The organism is Nocardia sp. CC213A, from assembly GCF_030766805.1.
Classification (GTDB): domain Bacteria; phylum Actinomycetota; class Actinomycetes; order Mycobacteriales; family Mycobacteriaceae; genus Nocardia; species Nocardia otitidiscaviarum.
On sequence record NZ_JASFXA010000003.1, the window covers coordinates 246,231 to 267,412 of the forward strand.

Below are 21,182 nucleotides of genomic sequence, written 5' to 3' on the forward strand. Positions count from 1 at the left end.
GCCCGATCAGAAGCTGTGTTCCGGACCCGGGAACGCGCCGCGTCGCACCTCGTCGGCGAAAGTCGCTGCGGCGGTGCGCAGTTCGTCACCGACACGGCCGAAGCGCTTGACGAACTTCGCGGTCTTGCCGCTGGTGTAGCCCGCCATGTCCTGCCAGACCAGCACCTGCGCGTCGCAGTCCACCCCGGCCCCGATGCCGACGGTCGGAATGGTCAGCTTGCGGGTGACCTGCCCGGCCAACTCGGCGGGCACCATCTCCATGACCACGGAGAAAGCGCCGGCCTCCTGCACCGCGATGGCGTCGGCGATGAGCTGCTCGGCACCGTCGCCGCGCCCCTGCACCCGGAAACCGCCCAGGGTGTTGACGCTCTGCGGGGTGAAGCCGATATGCGCCATCACCGGGATGCCGGCGGCGGTCAGCTTGGCGATGTGGTCGGCGACCCGTTCGCCGCCCTCCAGTTTGACCGCGTGCGCGCCACCCTCCTTCATGAAGCGGGTGGCGGTCGCCAGGGCCTGCTCCGGGGCGGATTCATAGCTGCCGAACGGCAGATCCGCCACCACCAGCGCGTGCGGCGCACCGCGCACCACACCGCGCACCAGCGGGATCAGCTCGTCGATGGTGATGGGCACGGTGGTGTCGTAGCCGTACACCACATTGGCGGCCGAATCGCCGACCAGCAGGACCGGGATGCCGGCCTCCTCGAAGATGCGCGCCGAGGAGTAGTCGTAGGCGGTGAGCATGGACCAGCGCTCACCATTGGCCTTCATCTGCTGCAGGTGATGCACTCGCGTCTTCCGCGTGGCGGGAGTAGCCGGTGCCGGTGCAGCGCCGTAGGCAGGGGTTTCCGCATCGGATACGGACATCATCGTCCCTTTCGTCGTCCTCGAGGCCCGATCGGGTCCCCGGGTTTCACTGACGCCCTTCAGTGTCCCACGCACCGTGGCCGGGCCCACGGTGCAATTCCTCACAGCGACCGGCTCGGGAGCGGCCCCCGGCGACGGGAAGGCAACCGCGACCGCCATGGCACGATCGTGGGCATGGGGTTCAAGCGATCAGGTCGCGCCGTGCTGGCGGTCGCGGCGGTGGCGATGGTGGCGTCCGGGTGTAGCAGTGAGGTGGTGACCGGGAATCCGGTGGCAACCGCGCCCGCGGGGCTGGAGCAGTTCTACGGTCAGAGCGTGCGCTGGGGCAGCTGCGCGAAGTTCAGCGCGGACGAACTGCCGCGTGGCCTCGAATGCGCCCACGTCAGCGTCCCGGTCGACTACGAGAACCCGGGCGGCGAGACCGCCGAGATCGCCATCTCCCGCCTGCGGGCTACCGGCGACAAGATCGGATCGCTGCTGTTCAACCCGGGCGGGCCGGGCGTCTCCGGGCTCACCATGAACACCGTCGGCGACGGCACCGCGCTCGCGGAGCGCTTCGACCGCATCGGCTTCGATCCCCGCGGCGTCGGCGCGTCCACCCCGGCCATCACCTGCCTGACCCCGGCCGAGATGGACGCCGAGCGCGCCGAGCCGCCCTTCGACAACGATCCGGCCGGTATCGCCGCCGCCGAGGCGGACAACAAGGACTACGCGAGCAAATGCGTCGAGCGCACCGGCGCGGAGTTCCTCGCCCATGTCGGCACCCGCGAGGTGGTCCAGGACATGGACGTGATCCGCGCGGTGCTCGGCGACGACAAGCTCAGCTACGTGGGCTACTCCTACGGCACCCGGCTCGGTTACACCTACGCCGAGCAGTTCCCCGACCGGGTGCGCGCACTCGTGCTCGATGGTGCGCTGGACCCCTCGCAGGACCCGGTCAAGGAATCGGTCCTGCAGGCCGAGAGCTTCCAGCAGGCATTCGACGCCTACGCGGCAGACTGTGCCACCGAGCCCGCCTGCCCGCTCGGCACCGATCCCACGGAATCGGTCAAGCGGTTCCGGGAGCTGGTCGACCCGCTGTGGGACACCCCGGCCGTGACCGACGACCCGCGCGGGCTGCACTACGGCGACGCCATCACCGGTGTGCAGCAGACGCTGTACTCCAACCGGTTCTGGCCCGCGCTCACCAAGGGCCTCAACGAACTGCGGGAGGGCCGCGGCGACACCCTGCTGGCCCTGGCCGACCTCTACGACGGCCGCCGCGACGACGGCACCTACGACAACATCGCGGACGCGTTCAACGCCATTCGCTGCGTGGACGATCCACGGGTGGAGGACCGGGCCGTCGCGGCCAAACAGGACGCCGAATACCGCCGGGTGGCCCCGTTCCTCGACGACGGCCGCGGCACCGGTGCCGCGCCGCTCGAACTGTGCGCGATCTGGCCGGTGCCCAACACCTCCACCCCGCACGAGGTCTCGATCCCGAATCTGCCCGCGACGGTGGTGGTCTCGACCACCGAGGACCCGGCCACCCCGTACCAGGCGGGCGTGGACCTGGCCCGGCAGCTCGACGCCGCGCTGATCACCTACAACGGCACCCGTCACACCGTGTCGCTGTCGGGCGTGTCGGACTGTGTCGATACGCCCGTCATCGACTACCTGATCAACCTGACGCCGCCTACGCCGGGACTGACCTGCTGATGTCCCGCACGGCCGGGCCGGCTCGCCGGTGCAGGTTTCACAACGCAGCTGCCATGTAACACGGATTTAACTCCGACTGCCTACGCTCGCGAGCATGGATCGCCAGAAGGAATTCGTGCTGCGGACGCTCGAAGAGCGGGACATCCGCTTCGTACGGCTCTGGTTCACCGATGTCCTGGGCTATCTCAAGTCGGTGGCGATCGCTCCCGCCGAACTCGAGGGCGCCTTCGAGGAGGGCATCGGCTTCGACGGTTCGGCCATCGAAGGGTTTGCCCGCGTCTCCGAGGCCGACATGGTGGCCAAGCCGGACCCGTCCACCTTCCAGGTGCTGCCGTGGTCCACCTCCAAGGGGCATCAGCACTCCGCGCGCATGTTCTGCGATATCGCCATGCCCGACGGCTCGCCGTCCTGGGCCGATCCGCGTCATGTGCTGCGCCGCCAGCTGAACAAGGCCGGGGATATGGGCTTCAGCTGCTACGTGCACCCGGAGATCGAATTCTTCCTGATCAAGCCCGGCCCCTACGACGGCTCCTCGCCGGTGCCGGTCGACAACGGCGGCTTCTTCGACCAGGCCGTGCACGACGAGGCCCCGAACTTCCGCCGCCACGCCATCGACGCGCTGGAGTCCATGGGCATCTCCGTGGAGTTCTCGCACCACGAGGGCGCACCCGGCCAGCAGGAGATCGACCTGCGCTACGCGGACGCGCTGTCCATGGCCGACAATGTGATGACCTTCCGCTACCTGATCAAGGAAGTGGCGATCGACGAGAACGTGCGCGCCACGTTCATGCCCAAGCCGTTCGCCGCGCACCCGGGTTCGGCCATGCACACCCACATGTCGCTGTTCGAGGGTGAGCAGAACGCCTTCGCCGATCCCGACGACCCGATCAACCTGTCGGAGACCGCGCGGGCCTTCATCGCGGGCATTCTCGAGCACGCCCACGAGATCAGCGCCGTCACCAACCAGTGGGTCAACTCCTACAAGCGCCTCATCCACGGCGGCGAGGCCCCGACCGCGGCGTCGTGGGGCCGTTCCAACCGCTCCGCACTGGTCCGCGTGCCGATGTACACGCCGAACAAGTCGTCCTCGCGCCGCGTCGAGATCCGCAGCCCCGACAGCGCCTGCAACCCGTACCTGACCTTCGCGGTGCTGCTGGCCGCCGGTCTGCGCGGTATCGAGAAGGGCTACACGCTGCCGCCGGAGGCCGAGGACGACGTGTGGTCGCTGACGTCGGCCGAGCGGCGCGCCATGGGCTTCCGTGAACTGCCGGGCAGCCTGGACGAGGCGCTGAAGAACATGGAGAAGTCCGAACTGGTCGCCGAGGCGCTGGGCGAGCACGTCTTCGACTTCTTCCTGCGCAACAAGCGTCGCGAGTGGGCCGACTACCGGTCCCAGGTGACGCCGTTCGAACTGCAGGAGTACCTGGGGCTGTAGCAGCCCGGCGTCCGACAACCGAGCGGGGAACGTTACGGCGATCGCCCCGCCTGACAGGTAATTTGGGAGCATGGTCCGGCCACCGACTGCCCGTTCCGCGGTCCCCGGTGTCGGACGGCTCGGCTTGCTCGAGCCGTCGGCAGCCAACAACCTCCGGGAGTTGGCATGGGACAATGTCGACAGTGTTCCGCTGCTGTGGGCGCTGTCGCGTTCCCCCGATGCGGACCTGGCGTTGCTCACGCTCATGCGCCTGCGGGAGGCGCTCGGAAATGACTGGGCCGCACTGGATTCCGAACTGCGCACCGATACCTCGCTGCGCGGTCGGCTGTTCGCGCTGATCGGGTCGTCGAGCGCCTTCGCCGATCATCTGGTTGCCGATCCCGGCGGGTGGCAGCTGCTGCGCCGCCGCGAACTGCCCGGGCGTGCGGAGATCCTCGCCGAACTGCTCGACGCCGTCGCCGCGGAGCCCGAGAACGGTCCGCAGGCGGGTCCGATGCTGTACCGCGCCAAGATCTCCGGACCGGAGGCGGTCGCCCTGCTGCGCAAGCGGTATCGCGATCAGCTCATGCTGCTGGCGGCCGTGGACCTGGCCGCCACCGTCGAGAACGAACCGGTACTGCCGTACCAGCAGGTGGGCTGGCATCTCACCGACCTCGCCGACGCCGCCCTCACCGCCGCGCTCGCGGTGGCGGTGGCCCGGGTGTGCCCCGACCGGCCGGTGCCGGTGCGGCTGGCCGTCATCGCCATGGGCAAATGCGGTGCGCGCGAACTGAACTACGTCTCCGACGTGGACGTGGTGTTCGTGGCCGAACCCGCCGACACCACCGCCACCCGGCTGGCCGCGGAGACGATGAGCGTCGGCGGCGCGGCCTTCTTCGAGGTAGACGCCGCGCTGCGCCCCGAGGGCAAGGCCGGTGCGCTGGTGCGCACCCTGGAATCGCATATCGCCTACTACAAGCGCTGGGCGCGGACCTGGGAATTCCAGGCCCTGCTCAAGATGCGGCCCACCACCGGCGATCTCGAACTCGGCGAGCAGTACCGCGACGCGCTCATGCCCATGGTGTGGACGGCCTCGGAACGCACCGACTTCGTCGCCGATGTGCAGGCCATGCGCCGCCGCGTCGAAGATCTGGTGCCCGCCGATATGCGCGAGCGCGAACTCAAACTCGGGCACGGGTCGCTGCGCGACGTCGAATTCGCGGTGCAGCTGCTGCAACTGGTGCACGGCAAGGCCGATGAATCCCTGCACACGCAGGGCACCGTGGAATCGCTCACCGCGCTGGCGGCGGGCGGCTACGTCGGCCGCGACGACGCCGCGAATCTGACCGCCTCCTACGAATTCCTGCGACTGCTCGAACACCGCCTGCAATTGCAGCGACTCAAGCGCACCCACACCCTGCCCGCCGCCGACGACGAGGAGGGCATGCGCTGGCTGGCGCGGGCCGCGCACATGCGCCCCGACGGCCGCCAGGACGCCGTGGGCGTACTGCGCAGCGAGATCAAACGCAACACCGTGCGGGTGCGGCGGCTGCACGCCAAACTCTTCTACCGGCCACTGCTGGAATCGGTGGCGCGGCTCGACGCCGCCGCGCTGCGACTCAGCCCCGCGGCGGCCGTGCGGCAGCTGGCCGCGCTCGGCTACGCGGCCCCGGAGAACGCGCTCGGCCACCTCAAGGCCCTCACCGGCGAGATCGGCCGCAAAGGTCGCATTCAGACACTGCTGCTGCCGACGCTGCTCGAATGGCTCGGGGACACACCGAATCCCGATGCCGGTCTGCTGGCCTACCGCCGGGTCTCGGAGGGACTGGACAGCGAGATCTGGTTCCTGCGCGAACTGCGCGACGAGGGTGCCATCGCGCAGCGGCTCATGATCGTGCTCGGCTCCTCGGCCTATCTGCCCGATCTGCTCATCAACGCGCCCGAAACCATCCGCATGTACGCCGACGGCCCGAACGGGCCGCTGCTGCTGGCCACCCAGCCCGCCGAGGTGGCGCGCGGCATCCTCGCGGGCGCGGCGCGCTACGACGAACCCAAGCGGGCGGTGGCCACGGCCCGATCGCTGCGCCGTCGCGAGCTGGCCCGCGTCGCCTCGGCGGATGTGCTGGGCATGCTGGAGGTGCCGCAGGTCTGCGAGGCGCTGTCCTCGGTGTGGATCGCCACCCTGGAGGCGGCGTTGCAGGCGGTCATCCGCGCCAGCGAGGTGGAACGCGGCAAACCCGCGCCCGCCGCCATGGCCGTCATCGGCATGGGTCGCCTGGGTGGTCTGGAACTGGGCTACGGCTCCGACGCCGATGTGCTGTTCGTGTGCGACCCGCGTCCCGGCGAGGATGAGACCGTCGCCGTGAAATGGTCCATCGGCATCGCCGAACAGGTGCAGCGCCTGCTCGGTGCGCCCAGCACCGATCCGCCGCTGCAGGTGGATGCCGGGCTGCGCCCAGAGGGCCGCAATGGCGCGCTGGTGCGCAGCTTGGCCGCCTACGCCGCGTACTACCGGCAGTGGGCACAGTCCTGGGAGGTGCAGGCGCTGCTGCGGGCCCGCTTCGTGGCGGGCGATCCGCAGCTGGGCGAACGGTTCCTGCGCACCGTCGACCCGATCCGCTACCCGAGCGGCGGCATGTCCCCGGACGGGGTGCGTGAGATCCGCCGCATCAAGGCGCGCGTGGATTCCGAGCGGCTGCCGCGCGGCGCGAACCCGGCCACCCACACCAAACTCGGCCGCGGCGGACTCGCCGACGTCGAATGGACCGTGCAACTGCTGCAACTCCAGCACGCGCACGAGGTGCCCGACCTGCACAACACCTCGACCCTGCAATCACTGGAGGCCATCGAGGCCGCCGAACTCATCGACCCCGCCGACGCGGCGCTGCTGCGCGACGCCTGGCTCACCGCCACCCGGGCCCGCAACGCCCTGGTGCTGGTGCGCGGCAAACCCGCCGATCAGCTGCCCGGTCCCGGACGGCTGCTGTCGGCCATCGCGATCGTCGCCGGATGGCCCAATGACGACGGCAGTGAGTTCCTGGACCACTACATGCGGGTGACGCGCCGGGCGAAGACGGTGGTCGAGCGGGTCTTCGGCGGCTGATTCCGCGCGGGCTGCGCAAGAACGGTCAAGCGCGGGCGGCCACCGGCTTGGCAGACTGCTGATGTGCCCAAGAACGGACGAGACCGACTGCGAGAACTGCTCGACGCCGTCCTGGACGAGGACAACACCACGCTGGAGGAGATGGCGGCGGGGGCGTACGCCTCGCCCTTCCACTTCACCCGGCAGTTCTCCCGCGGCACCGGCGAATCGCCGGTCGCCCTCAAACGGCGGGTGCTGCTGGAGCGCGCGGCATGGGCGCTGTCCACCGGAGAATCGGTGACCGAGGTGGCGTTCGCTGCCGGATACGACTCGGTGGAGGGCTTCAGCCGGGCATACAGCCGCGCCTTCGGCCACCCGCCCAGCGCCACCACCGCGGAGAAGCGCCGCCGCTGGCTGCCCGCCGCCAATGGCATCCACTTCCATCCACCCATGTCGCTGTGGGTGGAGAACGCGCCGAAGGGACGGTCCGCGATGGATCCGACGACGCTGCTGTTGCACCACGACATCGAGGACGCCCGCGAATTGCTCACCGCGGCAGGGCAACTCACCGAGGAACAGTATCGGCGGGCACGGATGCCCGGGCTGACCGTGGAAGCCTTCCGAGGCCCCGAAGCCTCCATCGCCGAGGTACTCGACCATCTCGTCGAGACCAAGGAATGCTGGCTCGCCGCCATCGACGGCGAGGACATGCCCCGGCCACGCGGCAACGACCTACCGGAGCTGGTGGACCGGCACGAGCGGGTGGCGGTGCGCTGGCTCGACACCGTACGCGAGATCGACCGGCGCGGCGGATGGGAGGACACCCTCATCGACGCGCTCTGCGATCCACCGGAGAGCTTCGTGCTCGGCAGCGTGATCGCGCATGTGCTCGGTTATTCGGCACATCGGCGGTACCTGGTGCGGCATTGGCTGCGCACCGAAAGCGGGGACGGTGCGATCGAACTCGATGATGGTGACCCGATCAATTGGTTGCGGCGACGGGAATGAGCGGCGGCGTCACGACGTCTCCGGTGGCGGGCACGCTCGAGACCAGGCGCTCAGTCGTGGGAGGGGCCGAGCCCTGCGGTTTGTCGCGCTGGTGTCTGCGGCGGCGTGGCTGCGGATATCGGGATCGGTTGCAGGTCCGACCTGTCCGCTCATTCGGGGTCGGTGCATGGTCGGGCGGCGGGGATGTCCACGCCGATGACCCCGTGTGTGCATGGTGGCGGGTCGCCCAGGAGTTCTTGTTCTCGGTTCCAGACTAGCCAGGCAGGGGTGGTGCGGGGTGCGTTCTGGTCACCGCCGCGCGCCGCCATGGGCGGGTACATGGCGGGGAGCCAGGAACCGCCGGGACGTGGTGTGCTGTCGGAAAACGTTGGGATGCGGGTGGTTCGGCCGGTCGGCTGGCCGGGGATACTACGGCCGGGGTCGCCCGGTGCCGGGGGAGAGGCGGATGTCCCCGGTGCGCCCGGCGGTGCTTTCGAGCCGGGTGGCGCTGGGTTGGGAAGCGCCGTTGTCGGGTCCGTCGAGTAGGGCAGTACCGCTGTCGGGTTGGGGGTCGCCGGGGAATGCGACGGCGCTGTCGGGTCTGGCGTCACGCCGGATGGTGTGGTCGTCAGGTCGGCGAGCGACATGCCGTGTGGGCTGGCAGGCGGCGATGGCTCGGATATTCCGGGGTCGGTACCCGACGGAGCGTTCGGATCGCCGAGGGCAGGCGAATTCACCACCGCAGCAGTCGGATCGGTGGTCGTTGCGGATGGTGGGTCCTTGCGGTCCGGTACCACGTCGGATGGGCTTCCGTAGGCGGCGGGGTGCCCGGACGAGATCGGACCGCCGGACCCGGCGGATGCGGGAAGTGTTGTAGCAGCACCATCGTCGCTGCCGTCCGGAGATGACCGGGCGGGTTCGAAGGCAGGCACGCCCGACCCGGCCGGCGGGTAGATCGGCACGTAGTTCGCTTCCAAGGCCGCTAAGGCGAGTTGGTACTGCTCCTCCGCGAATCGCTCCGCCGCCGGGTCCGCGGTGCCCGTCATCGTGGTCGGCAAGGGTGTTGTCGCACCGGTATCGGCCGACGGTGCGCCGGAATCGGTCGGTGCCGCACCGGAATCGGGCAGCGCCGCGCCGGAATCGGGCGGTGGTGGCACGGTTCTCCGTACCGCCTCGGCCCCGTACGCGGCGGCCGTGATGCGGTGCCCGGCATTGCGCGCCACCTCCGCGATATCCATGGCCCGCGCCACGAAGGCCCGCGCCGCCGCCTCGGCGGCCTCGGCGATCTGCCCGCGCAATGCCTCGGCGAGCGCGGACTGCACCGTCATGTGCAATCCGGTCGCGGCTCCGCTCAGACTGTCGGCGATCCCGACCCAGGTGTCGGCGCTCTCGTGCATGGCGGCGGGGTCCATCTCCCGCACCCGCGCGTGGATCTCGGCGTGGGTCAGCTCGGTGAACCGCTCCATCCGCCAGATGTAGTCGGGATCGACGCCAGCGTGCGGGACGCGTCGCTGCTCGCGCTCCGCACCCCGCTGGGCGCGGCGGGCGGCGGTACCGGCATGCAGCGATTCCGGGTCCATCGGCGGCCTCCGTTCACGAGTGTCGTGTACGGATTGGACGCGCACAGCGCTCGCCGGGTTCCGGTCGCGGGTATGCCCCCGGCGATTCGCCACGGCACGCCGCAGCTGTACCCACCGGAGCTACGGTCCGCCGAAGAGCCAGTGCCGTCGTGCCGTCCAGCCGAGGAAGCGGCGGCCGGAGCCGTCGGGTACCCAGCCCTGGCGGGTGAAGCGGCCGCCTTCGACGATATGGCCCAGGCCCGTGATGGCGGGCGCGAGCGGGGTGTCGCCCGCGTCGTCGATCAGGCGCAGCACCTGGGCCCGCTGGGTTTCGCGGTCGCACGCGGCGAGCAGGTACACACCCTGACGCCAGGCGTAGGCGGCGTTCTTCACCGTGATGAGCTCCGCGTGCCGGTTCGGCGCGGGTCGGCTGAGCTGGCGCACCACCCAGGTGAAGGTGTCGTGGGCGAGTTCCGGTGCGGAATCCCGTACGCGAGCGGTCAATTCGAGCGCGTCGACGAGGACCGCGAGGTTGTGGGTGGTGAGGATCTGGCTCTGCTCCAGAATCGCCCCGTTACGCGCGACATACCCGCCGTCGCATCCCGCCTCGCCCGCCCGGCGCGTGCACAGTTCGGTGAATCCCGCGGCCGTGGCCCGGCCCCACCGCTGCGTCGTATCGGCGTGCCCGACCCACTCACCGGGCGCGGGCAGATCGTAATACGCCTGGTACAGCGTGCCTTCCAGGGTCCGCCCGGCCACCAGTGCGGCCGCCAGCCACTTGGTGGTGAAGGTGCCCATGAAGATATCCGCCGCCACCTCCTCGACCAGCGGCAAGTCCAGCTCCGCCTGCCGTGCGAGCGCACCGAACTCCCGCACCAGCGGATTCGGCAGCAGGGCATACGGAAACGCGTCGAGTGTCAGCAGCGTCATCTGTCCGAGCAACCGCCGGGCCGCCAGCGCACTGTGCCGTGTCGCATCGCCTCGATGCCGTGTGCGGCGCGATGTCGCTGGCTCCGTCGCCGCGATATCGGCCCCGATCGCGCTGATTCCGCTCGCGGCATCCTCGATTCCGGCCGCATCCGCATCACCACGCAGTGCCGCCATCGCAGCGACCCAGGGCAGTTCTTCGAAGCGCACCTGGCCCTGCAGGTTCAGCAGCAGCAGGCCGCGGCGGCGTCGGAAGGCGGTGTAGAGCTGCTCGTACAGGTTCGCGGCGGCCGGGTCGGCGAAATCGGCGGCCAGCAGCCGCGAGGTGAGCTGCGGCAGGACCCGCGCCAGCATATCGCCGGAGCCGATGATGCCGCGCCGAATCAACTCGTCGGCCGACGCCTCCAGGGCGCGGGCCGCCTTGTCCAGCAGATGCCGGGGAATGGCTGTGCCGGAGGGGATATCACAGCGGTCGTCGTCGGATACCGCAGCCGATACCGGGGCGAGGTCGGGGATGCCGCCCTCGGCCCGATAGTGCCGCAGGCGCGTGGTGAGCAGCGCCGCGAACGTCGTATGCAGCGGGGCCGCAATGGAATCCCGTTGGGCTGCGCGCACCCGGGCGCGCGCGGCGCTGCCCGGCGCACCGTGCCGGGTCACCGTGTTGGCGATGGCGCGGCGAATCCACCCGACTTGGCGGGCAGTGAGATTCGCGCTGCCGTCGGGGCAGCTGAGCAGCGCGTCGTGCAGGCGCGCGAAGTTGCCCTTGGCCTGGGCGTGCCGACCGGTCAGGCCGTAATCCCGCTGTGCGACGGCCACATCGGCCAGCCAGCGGTCACGCTCGACCGCCCAGTCCGCGGGGAGTCGGCGGCACGGCCAGCCGCCGCGCACCGCGCCCGTGTCATCGAGAGTGGGCAGCTCACCCGCCACCGTCTCGCACCACAGCGCTACCAGCCGGTCGTACAGCGGATTCCACACCTCCAGGGTGGTGCGCATGGCGGTCAGCGGCTCCGGCGTCCGCACGGCGCGCAACGCGCCGCGCACCTCGCCGACCGAGGCCACTCGTACCGCCGTACCCGCGGGTCGCGCCGCCGGATCGAAGGGCGGTACGAGCCGCAGTCGATCCAGCAGCGGTGAGAGCTCCGCCACCAGATCCAGGGCCTCCGCGTCGAACCCGCGCTCCAGCAGCAGCGCCACCACGGGCAGCGCGGCATCCTCGGGCACCTCGATCCGGTACTGCCCGGACCGCAGGGCGGCGAGCAGTTCGGCCTGCCCGGCATCCCCGAGATACCAGCGGTTCAACCGCTCCCGATCGGTTCCACCGGGCACATCGGCGGGCAGTCGCGTGAGCAGTGCGGATTCGGCCGCACCGAGCGGCTGTTCGGCCAGTGCCCGCCCGGTCGCGAAGCCGCCGTGGGCCACCTCGAGCGTCACCCACGCGGGCAGCCCCGAGACCGGCGTGCGATCCCCGACCCGCAGCGAGCCGTCCGCCATGCCGTCCAGCACCTCGCGCCAGCGTCGCATGCGTTCACGTGCCCGGTCCCGATCCACGCCGTCGGCGGCGCGTGCGGCCGCCGCGGCGGCGCGCGCCAACTGCCCGATCGCGTACTGCGCCGGACCGTCTCGAAATGACTGATCGGACACCGAATCTCCCCACATCCTGAACCGAAAGACCAGACCTGGCGGCAGGACTCGAACCCGCGCCTTCCCGGTCCCGAGCCGGGCGCTCTGCCATTGAGCTACACCAGGGCGCTACAGACGTGGAGGCGGGATTCGAACCCGCGCCCGCCCGGTGAGAAGCCGGGTGATCCGCCACTGATCTACTCCACGAGACGTTCGGATCGTATCCGCGCCGACCCGATCGGGCACGTGAATTATCGCGACGGCCACTCGGAGCCAGGGTCCTGCGCCCAGCCCAACGTGCGGTGCCCGAGACACGTGCTCCGGGTGTCAGTCGGCGGGTGTGCCGATCCGTAGTCGATTGCCGTCGGGATCCCTCAGTTCGATCTCCCGCGCCCACGGCGCGTCCTCGACCGCCACCTCGAATTCCGCGGCCACGGCGTCCACATCGCGCACCGAGAGGTAGACGAGCGTATCCGGCCGGGCGTCGCCGGTGTGCTCGGACAGGAACAACCGCATATCGCCCCGCGCCACCTCGACGAAGGCCGGGAGGCCGGGTTCGAAACGGTGCTCCCACCGCTGGGTGAATCCGAGCCGCTCGTACCAGCGGACCGCGGTCGCGGCATCGGCGACGCGGAGGATGGGGACGACCTGTTCGCGCATGCGCCGATGGTCGCAGACCGCACCGACGGATTCGCGCCAACCGTGCTCCGCTCCGGCGCGTGCCCGGTGCGCCGGACCACGACGGATGCCGACGAGGCCGCTGCGACGGTTCGGGCGCGAAAGACCGCTGCGACGGTTCCGGCGCGACCGATCGGGACGGCCCCGCACTGCCGGCCGGTCGGGCTTCGCTCTGCTGTCAGGTGGACTTCGCACCGGCGTCGAGTGGACTTCGCACCGCCGTCGGGTGGGCTTCGCACCGCCGTCGGGTCGGCTACACGCGGCCGGACGCGGACAAGTGCCGTTCCCGTAGGGTGGTCGCCGAAGGGGAGGTGTCACATGGTGCGGAAACAAGAGTTCACCGGGTATTCGGGCAGTGCGGGGACCGCGGTGGCGGATACGGTCGTGGTGCCGCGGCCGTCACCGGTGCGGCGCTGGAGCAGCCGGGTGCTGCTGGTGCTGGGCTGGCTGGCGGTCCTGGTCGGGGTCGCCGGGGTCGCGCTGCACTACGCACCGTGGGCGCAGCGGGAGATCGTGCTCGCCGCCTCCTTCGCGCCGTACCTCATGCTCGGCGCGCTGGTGGGCGCGGCGTTGCTGCTGCTGGCCCGTGGCTGGCGCAGCGCGCTGGTGGCCGGTGCGGTGGTGGCGGCAGCGCTGTTCAGCCAGCTCACCCTGTTCGTGCCGGACGGCAAGGCGAGTTTCGCCGTCGAGATCCCGGTCATGCAGTCCAACCTGTACTTCGGCGAAGCGGACGCCGACGCGGTGGTGCGGTCGGTGCGCGACAACGGCATCGAACTGCTGACCCTCGAGGAACTCACCCCGGAGATGCTGCTGCGCCTGGAGGCGGCGGGTCTGGACGCCGAACTGCCGTACCGGTACCTCGCCCCGCTGGGCGGCGGTGCGGGCGGCGGCATCTTCAGCCGTCACCCGCTCCAGGACGGCGTCATCCTGGCGGGTTTCGAACTGGCCAACCTGCGTGCCACCATGCTGCATCCGCAGCGCGGTCCCGTGACGGTCTTCCAGTTCCATCCCGTGCCGCCGCCGCTGAACTTCGCGGCCTGGGTCGACGAGATGGACCGCATCCGCGCGCTGCTCGCCGCCACATCCGGTCCCGCTATCGTCGGCGCGGATTTCAACGCCACCTTCGACCACTACGCGTATCGGCAGTTGCTGACCGGTCGCTTCGCCGACGCCGCCGAATTGGCGGGTGCGGGCAGGCTCACCAGTTGGCCGGAGGAGCCGTCCTGGGGCCCGGTCATCGGCATCGACCGGGTGCTGGTCGCCGAGGGCCAGGCCGAGGATGTGCGCACGCTGGTCGTGCCCGGTTCCGACCATCGCGCGGTGATCGCCCGACTAAGGCTGTGAGCCCCGCTCACAGGGCTACAGGCGCGCCTCCAACCACGCGAGCAGATCGCCGAGCACCTTGTCCTGCTCCGGCTCGTTGAACACCTCGTGGTAGAGGCCCTCGTACCGGATGACGGTGAGATCCTCTGAGCCGACGCCCTTTTCGAGCACATCGGCGCTCGTGGGCGCGACCAGGCCGTCGGCGGTGCCCTGGAGCACCAGCAGCGGCGCGGTGAGCACCGACAGGCGTTCCTTCACCCGGACGGTGGCCTCCAGCATTTCCGCTCCGGTGCGCGCCACGACCGGCCCGGTGTACACCAGCGGATCGGTGTCGTACGCGTGCACCACCGCGGGATCACGGCTGATGAGCGTCGAATCCAGTTTCAGCACACCGAGATTCGGGGCGAATCGGGAGACCAGCGGACCCAGCATGCGCTGGATCTGGTTCCCGGCCTCGATCTCGATGGCCGCCGCCGACAGCACGATGCCGGTCACGTCCAGGGGTGCGCGGGTGGCCAGGTAGGAGGTGATGAGCCCGCCCATGCTGTGGCCGATCACGAAGCGCGGCAGCTCCGGATGCCGTTCGGTGGCGAGCCCGAGCATGGTCTCCACATTGTCGGCCGTATTCTCCATCGATTCGATATTGGCCTTGCCGCCCGCGGACCGCCCGTGCCCGATGTGGTCCAGGGCGTAGGCCGCGATACCGGCGTCGGCGAGACGCTGGCCGACGTGTTCGTAGCGTCCCGAATGCTCGGCGATGCCGTGCACGATCACCGCGACCGCACGCGGTTCGGTATCGGGCAGCCACGCCCGCCAGAAGATCCGGCCGCCCTTGCCGTCGAATTCGCCGGTCTCGGTTGTGGTCATCGCTCCTCCTCGGTCGCATGACGCGACAATCCGGGCTTGGGTGCCGGGCCATTCTCCCACTGCGCGGCGACCGGCGGCGGATCAGCGGGCCAGGTGTTCGACGAGTCGGCGGTTGAAATCGAGCAGGCGGCCGTAGTTCTCGCGCGAGAGCCGCTCGTCGGTGCCGTGAATCCGCTCCAGATCCGCGGCGGTGAGCACGATCGGCGCGAAATTGCAGCGGGTTTCGGCGAGATCGTCGTAGTGGCGGGAGTCGGTCGCGCCGGGCACCAGCCCGGAGGTCACCGCGATCCCGGGCACCACCGCGCGCGCCAGCTCCGCGATGGTCTCGAACCACGGGCCGGGGGAGCGGGCCGGGGACGGTTCGGAGGACATGCCGACCAGCTCGACCGCCACCTCGCGATCCTTGATCACCCGACGGCAGTGCGCGAGTACCGCGTCCACCGAATCACCGGGCAGGATACGGAAATTCACCAGCGCCTCGGCGCGCTGCGGCAGCACATTGGCCTTCACGCCGCCGTGGATGACGGTGGGCGCGGTGGTGGTGCGCACCATGGCCTCGGTCTGCGGGCGCAGCGCCAGCACCCGCAGGATGGCGGGACCGGCCACCCGGCTCAGGCCGAGTGCGGTGCGCCGCGGTTCGGACATGAACACCCGGATACGGGCCAGCATATCGGCCGTCACCGGCGTCATGCGCAGCGGAAACGGATGCTCCTGCACCCGCGCCACCGCGCGCGCCAACCGGCCCACCGCGGTGCGCCGTCCCGGCATGGACGAGTGCCCGCCCACCGCCGACACCGACAGCCGAACCGTCGCATAGCCCTTCTCGCCCACCATGATGGTGGCCACCGGCCGGTCCACCCCGTCGGCGACGCCCTGGGTGATCACGCCGCCCTCGTCGAGCAGCAGGTCCGCCCGCACCCCGAGTTCGCGCAGCCGTCGCGCCATCCGCACGGCCCCGCCGTCGCCGAACACCTCCTCGTCGTGCCCGAGCGCCAGATACACCGTCCGGCGCGGCCGCACCCCCGCGGCCAATGCCGCCTCCACCGCCTCCAGCAGCGCCACGGCCCGGCTCTTGTCGTCGATGGCCCCACGGCCCCAGATGAATTCGTCGTCCACGACGCCCGCGAAGGGCGGATGCGTCCACCCGGTCTCGTCATCGACGGGCACCACGTCCAGATGCGCCAGCAGAATGGCCGCCGCGGGCGGGCGATCGGCGGAGGCCGCCGTGGCCTCCTCGGTCCCCGCCCACGTGTACAACCGGCTGTGGCCGAAGGTCTCCAACTCCAGCCGCTCGTGCACCAGCGGGAAGCTGCGCTCCAGATGCGTCGCGAGCCGGACGAATTGGCTGTCGTCGGTCTCGGCGGGGTCCGCACGGGAGATGGTGACGCAGCGCAGGGCCTCGGCCAGGCGTTCGGCGGTGGCCGCGTCGACGGCGGGGCCGGTGGCGGCGGTCGCGGTCATCGGGTGGCTCGGGGCGGGAAGTCGACGGTCACCGTTGCATTGTTCACCAGTTCGGGCGGGAGGGGGATGGTCTTCTCGGCGCGCCACTTGGGAATGCCCTCGGTCAGCCCGCCGGGGATGTCCGGGGTGCGCACCGTCTCCAGCAGCGGCAGCCGCACCTCCCCGTCGGTCAGCGTGACGCGGGCGAAGGCCGGCGGATGCGCCCACACGTCGTCGATCACGTCGGTGATGCGAATGCCGATGCGGTGCCCGGCCGGGATCGGCCAATCCTGGGCCAGCAGGCGCACGTTCGCGGTGGCGCCGACCGGGGCGATGCCGCGGGTGATGACGGTCGCCCGACCGTCGGGCGCGACGTCGTAGAGCTCCACGGTCACGGTGGCCGCGGCGGGGCCGTTCAGGTGCAGGGTGGCCGTGGCGACACCGGAGAAGTGCTGGTCGTGCGCGAGCGGCTGACTGAAGCTCCACACCTCGCGGTCGGCGCCCGGCACCAGGCCGCGGTCGGTGTAGGCGCCCGGTCGCACGGCCACGCGCACCGGGCGGCTGTCGGCGGGCGGCCAGGTCTGCTCGCCGCGCCACCGTCCGTCGAATTGGCCCACCGTCACGCGCGGTCCGGGCACCGTCACGTCCCGCTGCGCCACATGCCTGTCGAAGAAGGCCAGCAGCTCATCGCCGAAGAACGGCGTCCCGCATTTCTCGAAGCAGTTGCGATGCCCCCACTGTCCGAACCACGCCTTGTGCTCGCCCGGACCGAGTGCGTCCCACAGCTCGAACACCCGGTGCGCGCGGGTGTTGTAGTCGACGAATCCCTGTCCCAGGAACAGCGGAATGGTGTTGCCGCGCACCTGTTCCACCAGGTCGCGCTCGCGCCAGAACTCGGTGTCGGGATCGTGATCGCCGGTCTCGCTCAGATAGCGCTGGAAGCAGCCCGGGTCGATGTTCGACGCATTCGCCTGGTACTCCGCCGAATCCGCCCAGTGGCCCGGTGTGGACGCGATGAGCACATGCTCCAAGCCCGCCAGATCGCCCGGCCGCACCCCGGATTCGGTCACCGGCTTGCCGGAGAACTTCCAGGCGATGCCCTGCATGTAGAGGTAGGAGTACGGGTCCACCACCGGTGCGAAGGCCGCGACGGCGGCCAATCCGGCGGGCTGGGCGGCGAGGCCCATGATGCCGGTCCACGCCTCATAGGAGATGCCGGTCAGGCCCACCCGCCCGGTGGACCACGGCTGTCGGGCCGCCCACTCCACCGCCGTCTTCACATCGGAGCGTTCGTTCGGTCCGCCGAAGTCCGGGCAGCCGTTGGAGCCGCCGAAGCCGCGCAGGTCCACGATGACGTAGGTGTATCCGGCGGCGAGGAACATCTCCACGCTGAGGTCCTTGGTGGACACCCCGCCGCCGAGCCGCGGCTGGCTCAGATACGCCAGATGCGCCCGATACGGACTCACCGTCATGATCACCGGCGTCCGTACGTCGTCGGCCACGCCGACCGGCCGCAGGATGTCCGCGTGCAGCCGGGTGCCGTCGGGCGCGGTGATGAACTCCTGCCGATGCTGATACGCCGGTTCCGCCGCCGCCCGCATGGGCAGCACCACCCCGAACACCATTCCGAGCGTGGCCGCAACCACGGCCGCCACCCGCCACCTTACGAATCCCGATCGCACCATAGGACTATCGAGTCTGCCTGGGCGTCCGTCCAGCCCCAGGAACCGGGGGTGTAACACGACCCCCGGCGAGCGTGGGCCGGAAGATCAGAGCGGGCGGAAGTCGATCACCTTGCGCAGGCGGGCGCGGTCGCGTTCGAGGCGGCGCGCCTCGTAGGCGATGGGGAAGTAGCGGACGCGTTCGGGCAGCAGCGGAATGGTGCGGCCGAGAATCCAGCCCAGCCGCTTCAGATTGCGTTCGTCCTTGTCGGTCCACTCCAGGTCGAGCTTGCGGCGCACCACCCCCGGCGTGGTGCCGACGGTGAAGAAGTACTGTAACCGTCCCACCGGCGCGACGGCGGCCCGCCACACCGGGCGCAGCGGTGCGGGTAGCCAGGTGGGCGGTGCGACGGACCGGATGACCCTCAGGTAGTCCCGCGCGGTCTGGGTGGGGACGAGGTGGTTCTCGACCATGTCCTCGAACCAGGGCTCCCACTCCCGGTAGGAGGCCGGGATCTCCTTGGGCGCCACCATGAAGTTGCGCATGAGCTGCACGGTCTCCTGGTAGTACTGTTCCTTGTCGGCCTCGGTGAGCGGGGTGCGGGAGAAATATCGGTTGCCTTCGGTGAAGGCGAAGATGCCGGTGTGCAGCACCCAGGCCCAGGGCCCGGAGGACAGCGCGGTGTAGCGGACGCCTTCCTTCTCGGTGTTCAGTCCGGCATGCAGTTCACGCAGCCGGTCGGCCTCGGCCAGGGCCTCGTCGCCGCCGTAGACCCACATCATCACCGAGGCGATGCTGCGGACGGCGCGGCCCATGGGGTCGGTGCGGAAGGTGGAGTGCTCGTCCACCACCGCGGAGATGGTGGGTTCCATGGTTTGCAGCAGGAAGGCCGACCCGGCGGTGAACGAGAAGGTGATGAGGCCGACCTCTTCCCACATGCGGGTGCCGGGGCCGAACGGGCGGCGCTGCGGGCGTGCTCTCTGGGTCGCGGAGTCGACGGGGGCCACGGCGGCGGTCATGGTGATCTCCTTTGATCACGGGCTGCCGGGGGTGCCACCACCCTGACAGCATGAGAGGGTTACTGCTGAATCTTCTCATCATCTCGCCCGGGTGGCAACCATATCCGGGTGCGATATCCGCGTGCGCGGTCCGTCGGCCATGGGTCCCACCGCTGACGCATCTGCGCCGCCGCGCGCATTTCGGTGGAGGAGAAGCGGTTCCGTGGTGCGGATTTCCTCGTGAGCGCGGTGACCCAGACGACCTGACGGCGTATGATCGGCCACGATGGGCATACGGGGGCAGAGCGAGCAGGTTGTGACAACGGAATGGGACGGATTCGTCCAAGCACTGGTCCGCTGTTTGGCCGAATTGCCGTCCCGCGCAACTCTGATCATCGCCGCGCCCGGAAATCGCTATGTGCAATTCCAGCAGTTCGACATCAAACTGTCCGCCGAACTGACCGGCAATTACTACCTGACGGAACCGATTTCGGATGACGCGGCGCAGCGGTTGTCCGATCTCGGCTGGAATGCGCCGGTGTTGCAGCGCGAGATCGAAAACTGGCGACGCAGCCTACTCTGGCCGATCCCGCACAGTGCGCTGGTCGATTTGGCCCGCTCGGTCGCCATCGGCCTGCACGACGCGCTCGGGGTCGGCTCACCGGAGGAATTGCGGGCCACCGGCTGGACCGAGGCGTCGGGGGATCTCGATCTGAGCGTGCTCGGGGCGATGGCGCGGCGCGGCGGCGGATAGGCCCTCCCGCGCGGCGCACGGGAGGGCGGCGGTCACGGATTCGTCAGTCGACGAGGTTCTTCCGCAGTTTCACGATGGTCATCGGATTCAGTCCGAGACCGTTGGTCAGGAATTTCCCGAAGTCCCCGTACTTCTGCTCCATGGTCTGCAACGCGATGTCCAGGTACGCGTCGCGCACCTCCTGCAGGGGGATCAGCAGGTCCGGATTCTCCATCACTCCGGCCTGTTTCAGTTGCTCCCGCAGGGCGGCGTCGGAGGCGGCGCGGTACTGGTTGGACAGCAGGTAGTCCTTGCGGGCGAGCGATTCCGGTACGCCCACGGCGCGCAGCGTGACGTAGGTCAGCCAGCCGGTGCGGTCCTTGCCCGCCGTGCAGTGCACGAGCGTCGCCTTGTCGGTCGCGGCGAGATCCTTGATCGTCTGCCCGAACTTGGCCAGCGAATCCGCGCTGAAGAAGCTGCGGTACACATCACCCATGATCTGCTCGGCCTTGCCGCCGCCGAGTAATTCCTCCTGTTTCACCGGATCCCGCGAACTGATCGCCTCGAACATCTTCGTGAACATGCCGGTGTCGTCGATCGGCCGCGCCACCAGCGGCACTCCAGGCGGCAGCCGGTCGGCCCCCAGCCCCTGCACCTCGGCGGGTGTCCGCACATCGATCACCTGCTTCAGATTCAGCGTCCCCAATTTCGCCACATCGGCATCGGTCAGCTTTCCGAGCGCATCGGATCGAATCACCTTCCCCGACTTGGTCTTCGACCCGTCATAGGTCCAATATCCGCCGATGTCCCGAACATTCACCGCCCCCTGCAACTCGATCCGGGTCGCCGTCGCCAACGCGGGTTCCGCGACGGCCGCGGGAGCCACCAGCGTCGCCCCGAGTGCCAGCACGGCCGCCGCGGCGGTGGTCATACCGATGAGTGAAAGGCGAAGCCGCCCTGTCAAACTATTTTTCATGGCCGCGAACGTAGATCCGGTGCCCATTCCGATATCGACTTCGCCCGGACATTTCCGCCGACTGGGACACCTACCCCGCCCACCGGGATCAAGCCTGGACAACGAAGCGAAAAAGAGCCTCTCCGTTGACATTTCAATAGTTACCAGCCGTCATATGCGGACTAGGAATAGTGATACCGGTACCCGGCCGTCCGGGCAATATCGACCGCCGCCGTCGGGGTGGTGGCTCGCCGCACGACCGAGGAGATGGCGATCGACGCGTCATTATCCGTCGGCTTGCCGGGGTAGCGGATCATGTGCGGGCCACCGCGTTCGGCAGCCCACCCGCCGGAGCGGGTGGGCTGGCGCTCG

The 21,182-nt window shown here is 69.8% G+C and carries 15 protein-coding genes and 2 tRNA genes; 6 read left to right on the plus strand and 11 right to left on the minus strand.

The window, feature by feature from the left end; genetic code table 11:
• Window positions 1–6: 6 nt before the first annotated feature.
• Window positions 7–864 carry a 3-methyl-2-oxobutanoate hydroxymethyltransferase gene (gene panB, locus QJS31_RS07045; RefSeq protein ID WP_143983905.1) on the minus strand — a complete coding sequence of 286 codons (858 nt, stop codon included), beginning with the start codon at window positions 862–864 and terminating at the stop codon, window positions 7–9.
• A 174-nt stretch (window positions 865–1,038) separates the two neighbouring features.
• Between panB and QJS31_RS07050 the strand changes: the two genes are divergently transcribed.
• The 4 genes from QJS31_RS07050 (at window position 1,039) to QJS31_RS07065 (ending at window position 8,069) form a co-directional block, all read left to right on the plus strand.
• Window positions 1,039–2,565, plus strand: coding sequence for an alpha/beta hydrolase (locus QJS31_RS07050; protein ID WP_372341579.1), 1,527 nt, complete (start codon window positions 1,039–1,041; stop codon window positions 2,563–2,565).
• A gap of 94 nt (window positions 2,566–2,659) precedes the next feature.
• Window positions 2,660–4,000: a glutamine synthetase family protein gene (locus tag QJS31_RS07055; protein ID WP_029932578.1), complete on the plus strand. Its 1,341-nt coding sequence runs from the start codon at window positions 2,660–2,662 to the stop codon at window positions 3,998–4,000.
• A gap of 70 nt (window positions 4,001–4,070) precedes the next feature.
• Complete coding sequence (locus QJS31_RS07060) at window positions 4,071–7,082, plus strand: bifunctional [glutamine synthetase] adenylyltransferase/[glutamine synthetase]-adenylyl-L-tyrosine phosphorylase (RefSeq protein ID WP_306356240.1); 3,012 nt, start codon at window positions 4,071–4,073, stop codon at window positions 7,080–7,082.
• A gap of 63 nt (window positions 7,083–7,145) precedes the next feature.
• Window positions 7,146–8,069 carry a helix-turn-helix domain-containing protein gene (locus QJS31_RS07065; protein WP_282778784.1) on the plus strand — a complete coding sequence of 308 codons (924 nt, stop codon included), beginning with the start codon at window positions 7,146–7,148 and terminating at the stop codon, window positions 8,067–8,069.
• A 149-nt stretch (window positions 8,070–8,218) separates the two neighbouring features.
• Here the strand turns inward: QJS31_RS07065 and QJS31_RS07070 are convergent, their stop codons facing one another.
• From QJS31_RS07070 to QJS31_RS07090, 5 genes are all read right to left on the minus strand, one after another.
• Window positions 8,219–9,628, minus strand: a complete 1,410-nt coding sequence (locus QJS31_RS07070) for a hypothetical protein (RefSeq protein WP_306356241.1) — start codon at window positions 9,626–9,628, stop codon at window positions 8,219–8,221.
• 120 nt (window positions 9,629–9,748) lie between these two features.
• The gene (locus QJS31_RS07075) at window positions 9,749–12,175 is read right to left on the minus strand and encodes a hypothetical protein (protein WP_306356242.1); all 2,427 of its coding nucleotides are present in this window, start codon (window positions 12,173–12,175) and stop codon (window positions 9,749–9,751) included.
• A gap of 33 nt (window positions 12,176–12,208) precedes the next feature.
• A tRNA-Pro gene (locus QJS31_RS07080) sits at window positions 12,209–12,280 on the minus strand.
• A 9-nt stretch (window positions 12,281–12,289) separates the two neighbouring features.
• A tRNA-Arg gene (locus QJS31_RS07085) sits at window positions 12,290–12,361 on the minus strand.
• 120 nt (window positions 12,362–12,481) lie between these two features.
• Window positions 12,482–12,814, minus strand: a complete 333-nt coding sequence (locus QJS31_RS07090) for a glyoxalase superfamily protein (RefSeq protein ID WP_282784594.1) — start codon at window positions 12,812–12,814, stop codon at window positions 12,482–12,484.
• A 336-nt stretch (window positions 12,815–13,150) separates the two neighbouring features.
• On the opposite strand from QJS31_RS07090, the gene QJS31_RS07095 reads away from it, so the two are divergent.
• Window positions 13,151–14,176, plus strand: coding sequence for an endonuclease/exonuclease/phosphatase family protein (locus QJS31_RS07095; protein ID WP_306356243.1), 1,026 nt, complete (start codon window positions 13,151–13,153; stop codon window positions 14,174–14,176).
• 15 nt (window positions 14,177–14,191) lie between these two features.
• Here QJS31_RS07095 and QJS31_RS07100 read toward each other — a convergent pair whose 3' ends face one another.
• The 4 genes from QJS31_RS07100 to QJS31_RS07115 form a co-directional block, all read right to left on the minus strand.
• Entirely contained in the window at window positions 14,192–15,022 is an 831-nt protein-coding gene (locus QJS31_RS07100) for an alpha/beta hydrolase (protein ID WP_306356244.1), read from the minus strand.
• 81 nt (window positions 15,023–15,103) lie between these two features.
• Window positions 15,104–16,483: a M20/M25/M40 family metallo-hydrolase gene (locus tag QJS31_RS07105; RefSeq protein ID WP_282784588.1), complete on the minus strand. Its 1,380-nt coding sequence runs from the start codon at window positions 16,481–16,483 to the stop codon at window positions 15,104–15,106.
• Window positions 16,480–18,117 (minus strand): CocE/NonD family hydrolase, encoded by a 1,638-nt coding sequence (locus tag QJS31_RS07110; protein ID WP_282784586.1) that lies wholly within the window; start codon window positions 18,115–18,117, stop codon window positions 16,480–16,482. The genes QJS31_RS07105 and QJS31_RS07110 overlap by 4 nt, the downstream gene beginning before the upstream one ends.
• Before the next feature lie 114 nt (window positions 18,118–18,231).
• A complete protein-coding gene (locus QJS31_RS07115) occupies window positions 18,232–19,143 on the minus strand; it encodes an oxygenase MpaB family protein (RefSeq protein WP_306356245.1) in 912 nt (303 codons plus the stop codon).
• 265 nt (window positions 19,144–19,408) lie between these two features.
• On the opposite strand from QJS31_RS07115, the gene QJS31_RS07120 reads away from it, so the two are divergent.
• Entirely contained in the window at window positions 19,409–19,876 is a 468-nt protein-coding gene (locus QJS31_RS07120; protein ID WP_282784582.1) for a hypothetical protein, read from the plus strand.
• Between the two features lie 43 nt (window positions 19,877–19,919).
• Here QJS31_RS07120 and QJS31_RS07125 read toward each other — a convergent pair whose 3' ends face one another.
• The gene (locus QJS31_RS07125) at window positions 19,920–20,786 is read right to left on the minus strand and encodes a tyrosine-protein phosphatase (RefSeq protein ID WP_306356246.1); all 867 of its coding nucleotides are present in this window, start codon (window positions 20,784–20,786) and stop codon (window positions 19,920–19,922) included.
• Window positions 20,787–21,182: the final 396 nt, after the last annotated feature.